13 protein-coding genes and 1 other annotated feature (1 of these 14 only partly in view) are annotated in these 16,287 nt (G+C 65.2%); all 13 genes read left to right on the top strand.

Annotation, left to right across the window (positions count from 1 at the left end):
- Positions 1–15, top strand: a sequence feature (ribosomal protein L10 leader region) (it extends 152 nt beyond the left edge of the window).
- Positions 16–33: 18 nt separating this feature from the next.
- The 13 genes from rplJ (at position 34) to rplC (ending at position 16,276) form a co-directional block, all read left to right on the top strand.
- Positions 34–573 (top strand): 50S ribosomal protein L10, encoded by a 540-nt coding sequence (rplJ, locus tag ACZ45O_RS12660; protein WP_464853447.1) that lies wholly within the window; start codon positions 34–36, stop codon positions 571–573.
- 54 nt (positions 574–627) lie between these two features.
- Positions 628–1,008 carry a 50S ribosomal protein L7/L12 gene (gene rplL / locus ACZ45O_RS12655; protein WP_464853445.1) on the top strand — a complete coding sequence of 127 codons (381 nt, stop codon included), beginning with the start codon at positions 628–630 and terminating at the stop codon, positions 1,006–1,008.
- A 476-nt stretch (positions 1,009–1,484) separates the two neighbouring features.
- Positions 1,485–5,237 carry a DNA-directed RNA polymerase subunit beta gene (rpoB, locus tag ACZ45O_RS12650; protein WP_464853443.1) on the top strand — a complete coding sequence of 1,251 codons (3,753 nt, stop codon included), beginning with the start codon at positions 1,485–1,487 and terminating at the stop codon, positions 5,235–5,237.
- A 16-nt stretch (positions 5,238–5,253) separates the two neighbouring features.
- The gene (gene rpoC / locus ACZ45O_RS12645) at positions 5,254–8,793 is read left to right on the top strand and encodes a DNA-directed RNA polymerase subunit beta' (RefSeq protein ID WP_464853441.1); all 3,540 of its coding nucleotides are present in this window, start codon (positions 5,254–5,256) and stop codon (positions 8,791–8,793) included.
- A 178-nt stretch (positions 8,794–8,971) separates the two neighbouring features.
- The gene (locus ACZ45O_RS12640; RefSeq protein ID WP_464853439.1) at positions 8,972–9,493 is read left to right on the top strand and encodes a Uma2 family endonuclease; all 522 of its coding nucleotides are present in this window, start codon (positions 8,972–8,974) and stop codon (positions 9,491–9,493) included.
- Positions 9,494–9,688: 195 nt separating this feature from the next.
- Complete coding sequence (locus ACZ45O_RS12635; protein ID WP_464853437.1) at positions 9,689–10,291, top strand: class I SAM-dependent methyltransferase; 603 nt, start codon at positions 9,689–9,691, stop codon at positions 10,289–10,291.
- Between the two features lie 134 nt (positions 10,292–10,425).
- On the top strand, positions 10,426–10,677 hold the full coding sequence (locus ACZ45O_RS12630; protein WP_464853436.1) for a ribosomal L7Ae/L30e/S12e/Gadd45 family protein: 252 nt from the start codon (positions 10,426–10,428) through the stop codon (positions 10,675–10,677).
- A gap of 48 nt (positions 10,678–10,725) precedes the next feature.
- Positions 10,726–11,103: a 30S ribosomal protein S12 gene (gene rpsL / locus ACZ45O_RS12625; RefSeq protein WP_464853434.1), complete on the top strand. Its 378-nt coding sequence runs from the start codon at positions 10,726–10,728 to the stop codon at positions 11,101–11,103.
- Between the two features lie 114 nt (positions 11,104–11,217).
- Positions 11,218–11,688 (top strand): 30S ribosomal protein S7, encoded by a 471-nt coding sequence (gene rpsG / locus ACZ45O_RS12620; protein ID WP_464853432.1) that lies wholly within the window; start codon positions 11,218–11,220, stop codon positions 11,686–11,688.
- Positions 11,689–11,726: 38 nt separating this feature from the next.
- The gene (gene fusA / locus ACZ45O_RS12615; RefSeq protein WP_464853431.1) at positions 11,727–13,811 is read left to right on the top strand and encodes an elongation factor G; all 2,085 of its coding nucleotides are present in this window, start codon (positions 11,727–11,729) and stop codon (positions 13,809–13,811) included.
- 39 nt (positions 13,812–13,850) lie between these two features.
- On the top strand, positions 13,851–15,038 hold the full coding sequence (gene tuf, locus ACZ45O_RS12610; RefSeq protein WP_464853430.1) for an elongation factor Tu: 1,188 nt from the start codon (positions 13,851–13,853) through the stop codon (positions 15,036–15,038).
- A gap of 111 nt (positions 15,039–15,149) precedes the next feature.
- Entirely contained in the window at positions 15,150–15,458 is a 309-nt protein-coding gene (gene rpsJ, locus ACZ45O_RS12605) for a 30S ribosomal protein S10 (RefSeq protein ID WP_464853429.1), read from the top strand.
- 173 nt (positions 15,459–15,631) lie between these two features.
- The gene (gene rplC / locus ACZ45O_RS12600) at positions 15,632–16,276 is read left to right on the top strand and encodes a 50S ribosomal protein L3 (RefSeq protein ID WP_464853428.1); all 645 of its coding nucleotides are present in this window, start codon (positions 15,632–15,634) and stop codon (positions 16,274–16,276) included.
- The last annotated feature ends 11 nt before the right edge of the window (positions 16,277–16,287 follow it).

Here is a 16,287-nt window from a genome sequence, read left to right as displayed (position 1 = left end):
TTTCTTCATGTTCCGGTAAGGGGGTGAACAGACGTGCGCACCATCCGTCCCGAGAAGCAGCAGGCGGTGGCGGCCCTGAAGGAGGCGATCACCAACGCCAAGAGCGTCGTGCTCGCCGACAACAAGGGGCTGAACGTCGCCCAGGTGACCAAGCTGCGCCGGGAGCTCAAGGAGGCCGGGGTCGAGCTGAAGGTGGCTAAGAACACCCTGATCGCCATCGCCGCCCGGGAGCTGGGCATCGAAGGGCTTGACTCGTACCTGGTCGGGCCGACGACCCTGGCATTCTCGTATGAGGACGAGGCGTCGGGCGCGAAGAAGATCCGCGAGTTCTTCGCGCGGGAGCGCGACCCGAAGTTCGTCATGAAGGCCGGCATCCTCGAGGGGAAGGTCCTCGATGCGGACGGCGTGAAGCAACTGGCCGACCTGCCCAGCCGCGACGAGCTGCTCGCCCAGGTGCTGGGCGGCATCCAGGCGCCGCTGCAGGGGGTGGCCGGGGCGATCAACGGGCTTCTGTCCAGCTTCGCCTACGCCCTCGATGCGCGCATCCGCCAGCTGGAGGGCGCCGAGGCCTAGGCCGAGGTTTGGTTCGGAATCAAATTTTGATGCAAATTTAAGGAGGTTCCCCACATGTCCAAGGCTGCTGAGGTTATCGAGATCATCAAGGGCATGACCGCCCTGGAGCTGAAGGAACTGAAGGAGCTGTTCGAGGAGACCTTTGGCGTGACCGCGGCCGCTCCGGTGGCCGTCGCCGCTGCCCCTGCCGCTGCCGGCGCCGCTGCCCCGGCTGCTGAGGAGAAGACCGAGTTCGACGTCATCCTGAAGGCCGCCGGCGGCAACAAGATCGCCGTTATCAAGGCCGTGCGCGAGATCACCGGCCTGGGCCTGAAGGAGGCCAAGGACCTGGTCGACAACGCGCCGAAGCCGGTCAAGGAGAAGGTCTCCAAGGCCGATGCCGACGCCGTTGCCGAGAAGCTCAAGGAAGCCGGCGCCGAGGTCGAGGTCAAGTAAGGGAGATCACTCCCGGAAAGGAGGGTTGGAGCCAGCGCAGCAGGCGCGCGGCTCCAACCCTCAGCTTCTTTGCAGAATGATAAACACGGGCAGAACCTGGCGGTCCTGCCCGCAGATTGGACTTCCCTTGACAGGTGTTCCCTGTCGTGGTAACATGATAACTTGCCATCAAAGTGTGGACGGGACGGCTTACCGCTCCCTGCCCATGGTGGCAGCGGGCGGAAAGTTCGCCAGATACATGCATAAACCGCGGTTTCCGGGATACGAATAAAGAATGGCGTCCTGGAAACGCCGACCAAGGGCGACCGTTGGTCAGCGATTGCCTTTTTCTTTTTCGTAGTCGGGTAGGGTTTCTCCTGCCGGGAATCTGAAATCGGCGGGAGAGTTGATGATACATCGAGCGCTTCCGCGGTGGGCACTTCCAGACGGGGAGCTTCTTGATGGCCACCAAACAGGAGCGAGGAGGCCTAGACCGCATGCCGAAGATCGTGCAAGCTGGCAGGAGACAGCGGCTGAGCTTCGCCAGGATCGACGAGGTTCTCGAAATGCCGAACCTGATCGAGCTGCAGCGCAACTCCTATCAGTGGTTCCTGCGCGAGGGCCTGCAGGAGATGTTCCGTGACATCTCGCCCATTCAGGACTTCACGGGCAACCTGGTGCTGGAGTTCATCGATTACAGCTTGGGCGAACCGAAGTACTCGATCGAGGAGTGCAAGGAGCGGGACGTCACCTACGCCGCTCCGCTGCGCGTCCGGGTCCGTCTCATCAACAAGGAGACCGGCGAGGTAAAGGAGCAGGAGGTGTTCATGGGTGACTTCCCGCTCATGACACCCACCGGCACTTTCATTATCAACGGCGCAGAGCGGGTCATCGTTTCCCAGCTCGTCCGTTCGCCCGGGGTCTACTTCTCGGAGCAGATCGACCCCTCGGGCAAGAAGCTGTTCTTCGCGACCATGATCCCCAACCGGGGCGCCTGGCTGGAGTTCGAGTCCGACGCCAACGACGTGCTCTACGTCCGCGTCGATCGGACCCGCAAGCTTCCGGCGACCGTCCTCCTGCGCGCTCTGGGTTACGGTTCTGACCAGGAGATCATCGACGTCCTGGGCGATTCGGAGTACATCCGCCGCACCCTGGAGAAGGACGGCACCGAGTCGGAAGATGAGGCGCTCATCGAGATCTACAAGCGGCTGCGGCCGGGCGAGCCGCCCGCGGCCGACAATGCGCGCCAGCTGCTGGAGACGCTCTTCTTCGAGCCGAAGCGCTACGACCTGCTGAACGTCGGCCGGTACCGGCTGAACAAGAAGCTGGCCTTGAAGCGCCGGCTGGTCGGGACGTCCACCGTGGACCGGGTGGTCCATCCCGAGACCGGCGAGATTCTGGCCGAGGCCGGCGTGCAGATCGACAAGCGGCTGGCCGAGAAGATCGACGCAGCCGGCATCGACGCGCTGACCGTGCGGCTGCGCGACGGCGGGCTCGTGCGGGTGGTCTCCAACGGCCAGCCTGATATGAAGGTCAAGACCATCGAGCGGCAGGACATCGTCGCCGTGGTCAACTATATGGTCTGCCTCTTCAAGGGCCTGGGCAGCGTCGATGACATCGACCATCTGGGCAACCGCCGCGTGCGCTCCGTCGGCGAGCTGCTGCAGAACCAGTTCCGCATCGGCCTGGCCCGCATGGAGCGGGTGGTCAAGGAGCGCATGACCATTCAGGACGTCGACATCATCACCCCGCAGGCGCTGATCAACATCCGGCCGGTGGTGGCTGCGGTGAAGGAGTTCTTCGGCTCCTCGCAGCTCTCGCAGTTCATGGACCAGACCAACCCGCTGGCCGAGCTGACCAACAAGCGCCGCCTCTCCGCCCTGGGCCCCGGCGGCCTCTCCCGGGAGCGGGCCGGCTACGAGGTGCGCGACGTGCACACGTCGCACTACGGGCGCATGTGCCCCATTGAGACGCCGGAAGGCCCGAACATCGGCCTGATCGGCGCGCTGGCGACGTATGCCCGCATCAACGAGTACGGCTTCATCGAGACGCCGTACCGCAAGGTCGACCAGGAGACCGGCCGGGTGACCGACGAGATCGTCTACCTCACCGCGGACGAGGAAGACGAGAACATCGTGGCGCAGGCCAACGAGCCGCTCAACCCGGACGGCACCTTCGTCCGCGACCGGGTCACCTGCCGCTACCGGGACGAGATCCTGCAGGTTCCGCCCAATCAGGTGGACTACATGGACGTCTCGCCCAAGCAGGTGGTGTCCATCGCCACGGCGCTCATCCCGTTCCTGGAGAACGACGACGCGTCGCGCGCCCTGATGGGCTCCAACATGCAGCGGCAGGCCGTGCCGCTCCTGCGCACGGAGGCGCCGTTCGTGGGCACCGGCATGGAGTACCGCTCGGCCTGGGACTCGGGCGTCTGCGTCATCGCGGAGAACGACGGCATCGTGCTGCGGGCGACCTCGTCGGAGATCGTCGTGCAGTACGACGACATGCAGGTCAAGAAGTACAAGCTGACCAAGTTCGTGCGGTCCAACCAGGGCACCTGCATGAACCAGAAGCCCATCGTGCGCGCCGGCGACCGGGTGCGCAAGGGCGACGTGCTGGCGGACGGCCCGTCCACCGACCAGGGCGAGCTGGCCCTGGGCCGCAACGTCCTCATCGCCTACATGTGCTGGGAGGGCTACAACTACGAGGACGCCATCATCATCAACGAGCGCCTGGTGCGTGAGGATATCTTCACCTCGATCCACATCGAGGAGCACGAGTGCGAGGCGCGCGATACCAAGCTGGGTCCCGAGGAGATCACCCGCGACATCCCCAATGTGGGTGAGGACGTCCTGAAGGACCTCGACGAGCGGGGCATCATCCGCATCGGCGCCGAGGTCCGGCCCGGCGACATCCTGGTCGGCAAGGTCACGCCCAAGGGCGAGACCGAGCTTACGGCTGAGGAGCGCCTGCTGCGGGCGATCTTCGGCGAGAAGGCGCGCGAGGTGCGCGACACCTCGCTCCGCGTCCCGCACGGCGAGTCGGGCATCGTCGTCGACGTGAAGGTCTTCACCCGTGAGAACGGGGATGAGCTCTCCCCCGGCGTGAACGAGCTGGTGCGGGTCTACATCGCCCAGAAGCGCAAGATCAGCCAGGGCGACAAGATGGCTGGCCGCCACGGGAACAAGGGCGTCATCTCGATCATCGTGCCCGAGGAGGATATGCCCTTCCTGCCCGACGGCACGCCGATCGAGATCATCCTGACGCCGCTGGGCGTGCCTTCCCGCATGAACATCGGCCAGATCATGGAGATCCACCTGGGCTGGGCGGCGAAGGAGCTGGGCATGTACGTGGCGAGCCCGGTCTTCGACGGCGCCAACGAGCAGGACATCCGCGAGATGCTGCTGAAGGCCCACCTGCCTCCCGACGGCAAGACGGTGCTCTACGACGGCAAGACCGGCGAGCCGCTGGACAACGAGGTGACGGTCGGCTACAAGTACATGCTGAAGCTGCACCACCTGGTGGACGACAAGATTCACGCCCGGTCCACGGGCCCCTACTCCCTGGTCACGCAGCAGCCGCTGGGCGGCAAGGCCCAGTTCGGGGGCCAGCGGTTCGGCGAGATGGAGGTCTGGGCCCTGGAGGCCTACGGCGCGGCCTACACCCTGCAGGAGCTGCTGACGGTCAAGTCCGACGATGTGGTCGGGCGCGTGAAGACCTACGAGGCCATCGTGAAGGGCGAGAACGTGCCGGAGCCGGGCGTGCCCGAGTCGTTCAAGGTGCTCATCAAGGAGCTGCAGTCCCTGGGGCTCGACGTCAAGGTGCTGAACGAGCAGGGCCAGGAGATCGAGCTCCGCGAGCTGGACGACGAGATGGACCTCTCCGACCGCGACCTGGAGATTCCGACCCTGGGCGGCGCGGAGCTGGCGAAGAATACGCCCGAGCCGCAGCAGGGCCAGGAGTCCGGTGAGGCGGAGCAGGAGCCTGAAGCCGAGGCCGAGGAGGAGGAAGACGTCGAGGACATCGACGCCCCCCTCGATCCGGAGGAGTTGGAGAAGGTGGCCGGCGCCCTGAAGAACCCCGTTGCGGTGCCGGGCGATGTGGCCGGCGTGCGGGGCGCGCTGGCTGACGACGAGCAGGATCTGGAGGAGGACGTCCTGTTCGACGAGGGCGATGACGAGCTCGACGGCGTCTACCGCGGCCGTGCCCGCCGCCGGCTGCCCGCCGACTTCGAGGACGAAGATGAGTAGGGGAGGGTGCTGATCGATGCTCGATGTCAACTATTTTGACTCCATTCGTATCGGCCTGGCCTCTCCTGAACGCATTCGGCAGTGGTCTCGCGGTGAGGTGAAGAAGCCGGAGACCATCAACTACCGGACGCTGCGCCCGGAGCGCGAGGGGCTGTTCTGCGAGAAGATCTTCGGGCCGACCCGCGACTGGGAGTGCCATTGCGGCAAGTACAAGCGGGTCCGGTACAAGGGCATCGTCTGCGACCGCTGCGGCGTCGAGGTGACCCGGGCCAAGGTGCGGCGCGAGCGCATGGGCCACATCGAGCTGGCCGCGCCCGTCTCGCACATCTGGTACTTCAAGGGTATTCCGTCCCGCATGGGGCTGATTCTCGACATCAGCCCCCGGGCGCTGGAGAAGGTGCTCTACTTCGCCTCGTACATCGTGACCGATCCCGGCGACACGCCGCTGATGGAGAAGCAGCTGCTGACGGAGAACGAGTACCGGGAGTACCGGGAGAAGTACGGCGACGCGTTCAAGGCGGGTATGGGCGCGGAGGCCGTGAAGGTGCTCCTGGAGAAGCTCGACCTCGACAAGATGGCGGCGGAGCTGCGGCACGAGGTGAAGACTGTCTCGGGTCAGCGAAAGATCCGGGCGACCCGCCGCCTCGAGGTGGTGGAGGCCTTCCGGAAGTCGGGCAACCGGCCCGAGTGGATGATCCTCGAGGTCATCCCCGTCATCCCCCCGGACCTGCGCCCGATGGTGCAGCTGGACGGCGGCCGGTTCGCCACCTCGGATCTGAACGACCTCTACCGCCGGGTGATCAACCGGAACAACCGGCTGAAGCGGCTCCTGGACCTGGGGGCGCCGGACATCATCGTGCGCAACGAGAAGCGCATGCTGCAGGAGGCTGTCGATGCCCTCATCGACAACGGCCGCCGGGGCCGCCCGGTGACCGGTCCGGGCAACCGGCCGCTGAAGTCGCTGTCTGACATGCTGAAGGGCAAGCAGGGCCGCTTCCGCCAGAACCTGCTGGGCAAGCGGGTGGACTACTCGGGCCGTTCGGTCATCGTGGTGGGCCCGCACCTGAAGCTGCACCAGTGCGGCCTGCCCAAAGAGATGGCCCTGGAGCTGTTCAAGCCCTTCGTCATGAAGAAGCTGGTCAACGACGGGCATGCGCACAACATCAAGAGCGCCAAGCGCATGGTGGAGCGCATGCGGCCCGAGGTCTGGGACGTGCTGGAAGAGGTCATCCGGGAGCACCCGGTGATGCTCAACCGGGCTCCGACCCTGCACCGCCTGGGCATTCAGGCCTTCGAGCCGGTGCTGGTGGAGGGCCGCGCCATCCAGATCCACCCGCTGGTCTGCACGGCGTACAACGCCGACTTCGACGGCGACCAGATGGCGGTGCACGTGCCGCTGTCGGCTGAGGCGCAGGCCGAGGCCCGCGTCCTCATGCTGGCCGCGCACAACATCCTGAACCCGAAGGACGGCGCGCCGGTCATCACCCCGTCGAAGGATATGCTGCTGGGCTCCTACTACCTGACCTTGCCGAAGTCCGAAAGCGAGCCCAAGATGCGCTTCTCCCATCCGCATGAGGCGCTCATGGCTTACCAGGACGGGCTGGTGGAACTGCACGACTGGGTGGAGATCCGCTTCCCCACGCCCCCGGCGCACCTGGAGCCGTACTCGGAGGAGTGGTGGGAGCACCCGGACAACTGGAACAACGCCTCCGGCAAGCGCATCAAGACGACGGTCGGCCGGATGATCTTCAACGAGGTCCTGCACCCGAAGCTCCGGTACATCAACGAGACCGTCGAGAAGAAGTGGATGGGCAAGATCATCGATATGGCCTACCGCCGGCTGGGCACCGTCAAGACGGCGGAGCAGGCCGACAAGATCAAGGAGATCGGGTTCGAGTACGCCACCAAGGCCGGCTCCACCATCGCCATCTCCGACATCCGCGTGCCCGGCGACAAGGACGAGATCCTGCGGCGGGCCGAGAAGGACGTGGAGCAGGTCGAGCGCAACTACCGGCGCGGCCTGATCACCAACGACGAGCGCTACCAGCGGGTCATCGCCATCTGGTCTGAAGCCAAGGACCAGGTGACCAAGACGCTGGTGGACAGCATGGAAGACTTCAACCCGGTCAACATGATGATGAAGTCCGGCGCCCGAGGCAACATCTCGCAGATCACGCAGCTGGCGGGCATGCGCGGCCTGATGGCCGACCCGTCGGGCAAGATCGTGGAGCTGCCGGTGAAGGCGAACTTCCGCGAGGGCCTGACCGTGCTGGAGTACTTCCTCTCCACCCACGGCACCCGCAAGGGTCTGGCCGACACCGCCCTGCGCACCGCGGACTCGGGCTACCTGACCCGCCGCCTGGTGGACGTGGCGCAGGACGTGATCGTGCGGGAGGACGACTGCGGCACCACCGCCGGCATGACGTGGACGGAGGAGGTCGACCAGTTCGGCAACGTGGTCGAGCCCCTCACGCCGCACATCGTCGGCCGCGTGGCGCTGAACGACGTCGTGCATCCGGAGACCGGCGAGATCATCGTCTACGCCAACGAGATGATCGACGAGGATCTGGCCGAGCAGATCCTGGCGGCCGGCATCAAGGAGGTTACCATCCGCTCCGTGCTCACCTGCCGCACGCGGTACGGCGTGTGCCGGGCCTGCTACGGGCGGAACCTGGCCACCGGCCGGCTGGTGGACGTCGGCGAGGCGGTCGGCATCATCGCCGCCCAGTCCATCGGCGAGCCTGGCACCCAGCTCACCATGCGCACCTTCCACACCGGCGGCGTGGCCGGCGACGACATCACGCAGGGTCTCCCCCGTGTGGAGGAGCTCTTCGAGGCCCGCAAGCCGAAGGGGCAGGCGGTCATCGCCGAGCTGGACGGCGAGGTCTCCATCAGCGAGCACAAGGGCCGGCGCGAGATCACCATCACCTCGGAGGACGGCGAGTCGATGACCTACTCCATCCCATACGGCGCCCGCGTGAAGGTGCGTCCGGGGCAGATCGTGGAGGCCGGAGACGAGCTGACCGAGGGTTCGGTGAACCCCCACGACCTGCTGCGGGTGAAGGGCCTGCGCGGCGTGCAGCGCTACCTGCTGCGCGAGGTGCAGAAGGTCTACAACCTGCAGGGCGTGGACATCAACGATAAGCACATCGAGGTCATGGTGCGGCAGATGCTGCGGAAGGTGAAGGTGGAGGATCCCGGCGATACCGAGCTGCTGCCGGGCGGCTTCATCGACATCTTCGACTTCGAGGACGAGAACGAGCGCGTGATCATGGAGGGCGGCCAGCCCGCCGTAGCCCGTCCGATGCTGCTGGGCATCACCAAGGCGTCGCTTGCCACCGAGTCGTTCCTCTCGGCGGCCTCCTTCCAGGAGACGACCCGCGTGTTGACCGACGCGGCGATCAAGGGCAAGCGGGACCCGCTGCTCGGCCTGAAGGAGAACGTCATCATCGGCAAGCTGATCCCTGCCGGCACCGGCATGGGCCGGTACCGCAACATCAAGGTGTACACCGAGGACGACGTGTACGCCGAGCAGCTTGAGGGCGCCGACGACTAAAGCGAGAAGGCCCGGCTGCCGTGAGGCAGTCGGGCCCTCCTATTGCGGGGCTCCCGTACAGCGGATCTGCCCAAACTTCCCGAGGGGTTCCGGACGCTGCGTCGCCGACCCGAGATGGAAATGTACGGGGTGCTCGTGGTACACTCTGCGATGGAAGAACGCTCGGGGGGGATGGCGCGTGCGGCGGAAGGAACCGCTAACCGCCCGGGAGTGGCGGCTTCTGGGCGAGTTTCACGGCGAGCTGATCGGCGGGAGGGTTACGCTGACGCCTCCGGCGTCACGCGCACACCAGACGGTCCTGCGAAACCTTTTTCTGGGGATCCAGGCCGCCCTCCCGCAGGGGACAGGGGAAGTCTTCTTTGCTCCATTTGATCTCCATCTGGGGACTGAGGACATCTTCCAACCTGATCTGATGGTGATCACCGACACGCGCATGATCCGGGACGACGGCGTCTATGGGGCGCCGGCCCTGGTGGTGGAGGTGCTTTCGCAGGACGAAGGGCGCACTCTCGAGCACAAGAAGGGCGTCTACGAAGCCGCGGGTGTTCCGGAGTTCTGGATTGTCGCCCCTGCGAAGCGGTGGCTTGTGCAACGCCTCCTTACAGGCGGGCGTCACGTCGCATCGGAGCGGCTGGGACCCGGTGATGCGGTGGAGTCTCCGCTCGGTTTCCGCCTGGCTCTGAACCGGATCTTCTGCTAGGCCCCCTCCGTGCCGATCTTCGCCGCCTCAATCAGCGCGGCCTCCTTTTCGATGGTCGCACCGGCGCGCGCCCTTGCCTTTCGCGGCATTTTCCGGTACCATTGCTCTGCATTTTCGCCGGAGAGCAGCCACAGACCCTGCGACGCCCGGAACGACCGGCGCGCAGGGCGCTGTTGTCAGAGGGAGGAGGCCCCCGTGAGCGAGCACTACTATACCGAGCGGCCGAGCGCGGCCCACGAGGAGACAAGCTTCGACGCCACGCTGCGGGGGATGGCGTTTCGCTTCGTGACCGACGCCGGGGTCTTCTCCCGGGAGCGGGTTGATTTCGGATCCCTTCTATTAATAGAAGCGATGCAGATCGGCCAGGGCGACACGGTGCTGGACCTGGGCTGCGGGTACGGGCCCATCGGCACGGTGGCGGCGCGGTTGGCGCCGAAAGGCTACATTTATATGGTGGATGTCAACGAACGGGCAGCCGAGCTGGCGCGGCGCAATCTCGCCGCCAACGGCATCGCCAACGCGGAGGTGCGGGTGGGCGACGGTTTGGCGCCCGTGGCGGGCATGGCCTTCGACACCATCCTGACCAACCCGCCGATCCGCGCCGGAAAGGCCACCGTCTATCGGCTCCTGGAGGAGGCCTGCGCCGCGCTGAAGCCGGGCGGCTCGCTCTGGGTCGTGGTGCAGAACAAACAGGGGGCCCCCAGCATGAAGCGCAAGCTGGAGGAGCTGTTCGGCAACGTGACGGACGTGGCGCGCAGGGCCGGGTACCGGGTGCTGCGGGCCAGGCGGGAGGACTGACCGAAAATGGACGAATAAGGGAGGCTGCGCGCGTAAGAGCCCGCAGATGTTGAATCTGCGCGGGTTTTTCTTGACTCGCGTCAGCGCCCTGAGTACAATATGAAAGTGTGCCTGAGCAGGAGGTTTCTGGGGCGATGAGTTTGGAGCGCTTGAAAGCCGCCAGTAAGAAGACCATCGGAACCAAACAGACTGTGAAGGCCATCGAAAAGGGCCAGGCCCGCCTGGTGTTTGTGGCGCAGGATGCCGAGGAGCATGTGCTCCGCAAGGTCCTCGACGCTGCAAAGGAGAAGGGCCTCGAGATTCAGGAGGTTGAATCGATGGTGGTGTTGGGCAAGGCCTGCGGGATTGAGGTGGGCGCTGCCGCCGCCGCAATCCTGGAGGGCTAGCCGGCCACCCCTCTCTCGACCAGCATATCCCGGAAGGAGGTGCGTTCTGTGCCGACCATCAACCAGCTTGTCCGTCAGGGCCGCAAGCGGATGCGTGAGAAGTCCGACTCGCCGGCGCTCAAGGGCAATCCCTTCAAGCGGGGGGTCTGCACCGTTGTGAAGACCACCACGCCCAAGAAGCCGAACTCGGCTCTGCGGAAGATCGCCCGTGTGCGCCTGTCCAACAACATCGAGGTCACGGCGTACATTCCGGGCATCGGCCACAACCTGCAGGAGCACTCCGTGGTGCTCGTGCGCGGCGGCCGTGTGAAGGACCTGCCGGGCGTTCGGTACCACATCGTCCGCGGCGCCCTGGATGCTGCGGGTGTCGCCAACCGGGCGCAGGGCCGTTCCAAGTACGGCGCCAAGAAGGCCAAGGCGAAGTAACAAGCCGGGGGCGGGGAGAGTAACCGGCACCCTCCGGTGAAGCAGGTGGACGGGCTGCCTGGCGCAGCTCCCCGACTCGCCGCCCAGAGTTAGTGGAAAGAAAGGGGTATTCGCATGCCGCGTCGCGGTCACGTACCGAAGCGAGAGGTGCTGCCGGATCCGATTTACAACTCGGAACTGGTCAGCCGAGTCATCAACAAGATCATGCTTGACGGCAAGAAGGGTCTGGCACAGCGCATCTTCTACAACGCTTTGGACCGGGCCAGCGCCAAACTCGGCAAGGAGCCGATGGAAGTGCTGGAGGGCGCGCTGAAGAACATCATGCCGGTTGTTGAGACCCGGTCTCGCCGGGTCGGCGGTGCGACTTACCAGGTGCCGATGGAAGTGCGCCCCGAGCGGCGCCAGGCACTGGGCATCCGTTGGCTGGTCAACTTTGCGCGCGCGCGTGGGGAGCGCACGATGGAGGAGCGGCTGGCCGCGGAGCTGGTCGACGCCTACAACAACACCGGCGGTGCGGTGAAGAAGCGCGAAGAGGTCCACAGGATGGCTGAGGCCAACAAGCCCTTCGCTCACTATCGCTGGTAGCGGTTTGAAGCGCATTCCGACGCAAAGGGGGGTGTCTGATGTCTCGGCAGGTATCGCTGGATAGGCTCCGCAACATTGGCATCATGGCGCATATCGACGCCGGCAAGACGACGACGACCGAGCGCATCCTGTTCTACACCGGTCGGACCCACAAGCTGGGTGAAACCCACGAGGGCGCCGCCACCATGGACTTCATGGTGCAGGAGCAGGAGCGCGGCATCACGATTCAGTCCGCTGCTACGACGTGTAGCTGGAAGGACCACCGGATTAACATCATCGACACGCCCGGCCACGTGGACTTCACGGTGGAGGTTGAGCGGTCCCTCCGCGTGCTGGACGGTGCGGTGGCTGTCTTCTGCGCGAAGGGTGGCGTGGAGCCGCAGTCCGAGACAGTTTGGCGGCAGGCCGATAAGTACGGGGTGCCCCGTATGGCCTACGTCAACAAGATGGACACCATCGGCGCGGATTTCTTCCGGGTCGTCCAGATGATGAAGGAACGCCTGGGCGCGAGGCCCGTGCCCATTCAGCTTCCCATCGGCGCGGAGGACACGTTCCGTGGGATTGTCGATCTGGTCCGCAACGTCGCCATCATGTACTACGACGATCTGGGCAAGGACATCCGTGAGGAGCCGGTTCCCGAGGACATGCAGGAGTTGGTGGAGCAGTACCGCACCAAGCTGATTGAGGCGGCGACTGAGGCGGATGACGCCCTGATGGAGAAGTACCTGAATGGCGAGGAGCTGACGGTTGAGGAGATCAAGGCTGCGCTGCGCAAGCTGACCGTGGAGTGCAAGATTTCGCCGGTCTGCTGCGGCTCTTCCTACAAGAACAAGGGCGTGCAGCCGATGCTCGATGCGGTGATCGACTACATGCCGTCGCCGCTGGACGTCCCGCCCATTCAGGGGGTTGACGCCGAGACCGGCGAGCCCATCGAGCGCAAGGCCGACGACAGCGAGCCGTTCTCCGCCCTCGCGTTCAAGGTCATCACCGACCCGTATGTCGGCAAGCTCTGCTTCTTCCGGGTCTACTCCGGGCAACTCCACGCCGGCTCTTACGTGCTGAATGTGACCAAGGGCAAGCGGGAGCGCGTCGGCCGTCTGATGCGGATGCACGCAAACCACCGGGAGGAGGTCGAACTGGTCGAGACGGGCGACATCGCCGCAGTGGTCGGCCTGAAGGACACCTCCACCGGCGACACGCTGTGCACCCCGGACGCGCCGGTCATCCTGGAGTCGATGGAGTTCCCCGAGCCGGTCATCCAGCTGGCGGTGGAGCCCAAGACCAAGGCGGACCAGGATAAGCTGAGCACCGCCCTCCTGAAGCTGGCGGAGGAGGACCCGACCTTCCGGATGTACACCGATCCGGAGACCGGGCAGACCATCATCGCCGGCATGGGCGAGCTGCACCTGGAGATCATCGTCGACCGGCTGCAGCGGGAGTTCAAGGTGGGCGTGAACGTCGGCAAGCCCCAGGTCTCCTACCGCGAGACGATCAAGGCCCGCGTGGAGAACGTGGAAGGGCGGTTCGTCCGCCAGTCGGGCGGCCGCGGCCAGTACGGTCACGCCGTCATTAACCTGGAGCCCGCCGAGCCTGGTTCCGGCTTCGTCTTCGAGAACAAGATCGTCGGCGGCGTCATTCCGAAGGAGTACATCGGGCCGGTGGAGCAGGGTATCAAGGAGGCCATGCAAAACGGCGTCCTCGCCGGCTTCCCGGTCATCGATGTCAAGGTCGAGCTGGTCTTCGGCTCGTACCACGAGGTCGACTCCTCGGAGGCGGCCTTCAAGATCGCCGGTTCCATGGCATTCAAGGCAGCCGCCCAGAAGGCCGAGCCGGTCCTTCTCGAGCCCTACATGAAGGTCGAGGTGACCGTGCCGGAGGAGTACATGGGCGACGTGATCGGCGACCTGAACGCCCGCCGTGGCCGCATCGAAGGCATGGAGGCCCGTGCAAACGCCCAGGTCATCCGGGCGCAGGTGCCCCTGGCCGAGATGTTCGGCTACGCGACCGATCTTCGTTCCCGGACCCAGGGCCGTGGTGTCTACTCGATGCAGTTTGACCACTACGAGGAAGTCCCTCCGAACGTGGCCAAGCCGATCATCGAGAAGGCCCAGGGCAAGGCATAAACCCTCAACAGTACGGTTTGTAAGGAGGAGTATCCGCTCATGGGTAAGCAGAGGTTTGAGCGCACCAAGCCGCACGTGAACATCGGCACCATTGGCCACGTTGACCACGGTAAGACCACCACCACTGCGGCGATCACCAAGGTTCTCGCTGAGAAGGGCAGCGCCCAGTTCATCGACTACGCTTCGATCGACAAGGCCCCCGAGGAGCGGGAGCGCGGCATCACCATCAACACCTCCCACGTGGAGTACGAGACCGAGAACCGGCACTACGCCCACGTCGACTGCCCGGGCCACGCCGACTACGTCAAGAACATGATCACCGGCGCGGCGCAGATGGACGGCGCCATCCTGGTCGTCTCCGCGGCTGACGGCCCCATGCCGCAGACCCGTGAGCACATCCTGCTCGCCCGCCAGGTGGGCGTGCCCGCCATCGTGGTCTTCCTCAACAAGTGCGACATGGTCGACGACGAGGAGCTGCTCGAGCTGGTGGAGCTGGAGGTTCGCGAGCTGCTGAACCAGTACGAGTTCCCCGGCGACGACATCCCCTTCATCCGCGGCTCGGCCCTGAAGGCCCTCGAGGGCGATCCCAAGTGGGTCAAGTCCATCGAGGAGCTCATGGAGGCTGTTGACAACTACATCCCGACCCCCGAGCGCGACGCCGACAAGCCCTTCCTGATGCCCATCGAGGACGTCTTCACCATCACCGGCCGCGGCACCGTCGTGACCGGTCGCGTCGAGCGCGGCACCTGCAAGGTCGGCGACCAGGTCGAGATCGTCGGTCTGCGCGACGAGAGCAAGACCACCGTCGTCACCGGCCTCGAGATGTTCCGCAAGCTGCTGGACGAGGTCATGGCCGGCGACAACGTGGGCGCCCTGCTCCGCGGTATCGAGAAGCGGGAGGTCGAGCGCGGCCAGGTGCTGGCGAAGCCCGGCTCCATCAAGCCGCACACCAAGTTCTCCGGCGCCATCTACGTGCTGACCAAGGAAGAGGGCGGCCGGCACTCCCCCTTCTTCAACGGCTACCGCCCGCAGTTCTACTTCCGGACCACCGACGTCACCGGCACCATCAAGCTGCCCGATGGCGTTGAGATGGTCATGCCTGGTGACAACGTGGAGATCTCCGTCGAGCTGATCCACCCGATCGCCATCGAAGAGGGTCTCCGGTTCGCCGTTCGTGAGGGCGGCCGCACCGTGGCTTCCGGCCGGGTTACCAAGGTCAACGAGTAGTCAACGGCATAGGTGGGCCTTGCCCGGGGGGCGGGCGCATCGCCCGCCCCCCGGTTTCGGCCCCGGGTGATTCGGGAACAGGAACGTCCCCGAAAGAGGAGGGAAGTCATCGTGGCCAACCAGAAGATCCGCATCAGGCTGCGGGCCTTCGACCACAAGATCCTCGACAGCTCCGCTGCGAAGATCGTTGAGACGGCGACCCGCACCGGCGCGACCGTCAGCGGCCCCATTCCGCTGCCGACGGAGAAGAACATCTACACGATCCTGACCGCGCCCAACGGCGAGAAGGATATCCGTGAGCAGTTCGAGATGCGCACCCACAAGCGGCTGATCGATATTGTGGAGCCCGGCTCGAAGACCGTCGAGGCCCTTATGAAGCTGGATCTGCCAGCCGGCGTCGATATCGAGATCAAGCTCTAAGACGGGAGAGCAGCTGCTCCCCGGCAGGCGGGCAGACCTGCGGTGATCGATCATGTCGCCGGGACCGACAGTGCCTGCCAGGTGCGGCCGGGCCGTAAGGCTCTGCCGTGCGGGGTCGCCCCGACCCCGACCGCCTTCGGATCCTTGCGACCACTGATGTGGAGGTGGCTTTTGTGAAGAAGGGCATTCTGGGCAAGAAGCTGGGCATGACCCAGATCTTCGCCCCCGACGGGAAGGTCATTCCCGTCACCGTGATCGAGGCCGGGCCCTGCGTCGTCGTGCAGAAGAAGACGACGGCGACCGACGGCTACGACGCCGTTCAGCTCGGCTTCGGTGAGATTCGTGAGACGCTCGTAAACAAGCCCTTGAAGGGGCATTTTGAAAAGCACCAGGTGAAGGCGACCCGCTACCTGCGGGAGTTCCGCCTGGACGACATCGAGTCGCTCAACGTGGGCGACGTCATTAAGGCCGACATCTTTGCCGAGGGCGAGCTGGTCGATGTCACCGGCATCTCTCGTGGTAAGGGCTTTGCCGGCGGCATTAAGCGGTGGAACTTCTCCCGCGGCTTCATGTCCCACGGCTCGAAATATCATCGGAGTCCCGGTTCGCTGGGGCAGCGCGCCTGGGGCCGCGTGCCGAAGGGCCGCAAGCTTCCCGGCCGGATGGGCGGCGAGCGGGTCACGATTCAGGGCCTGCGCGTCGTGAAGGTGGATCCCGAGAAGAACCTGATCCTCATCAAGGGCGCTGTTCCCGGTGCCAAAGGTTCCCTGATCACCATCCGCGACTCTGTGAAGGCGGCCAAGGTCAAGGCCCAGTAGTCGTGCCGAAA

It is taken from the genome of Symbiobacterium turbinis, from assembly GCF_055383075.1.
The sequence above is the reverse complement of the archived record's forward strand: the minus strand, read 5'-3'. Positions and strand labels throughout refer to the sequence as shown.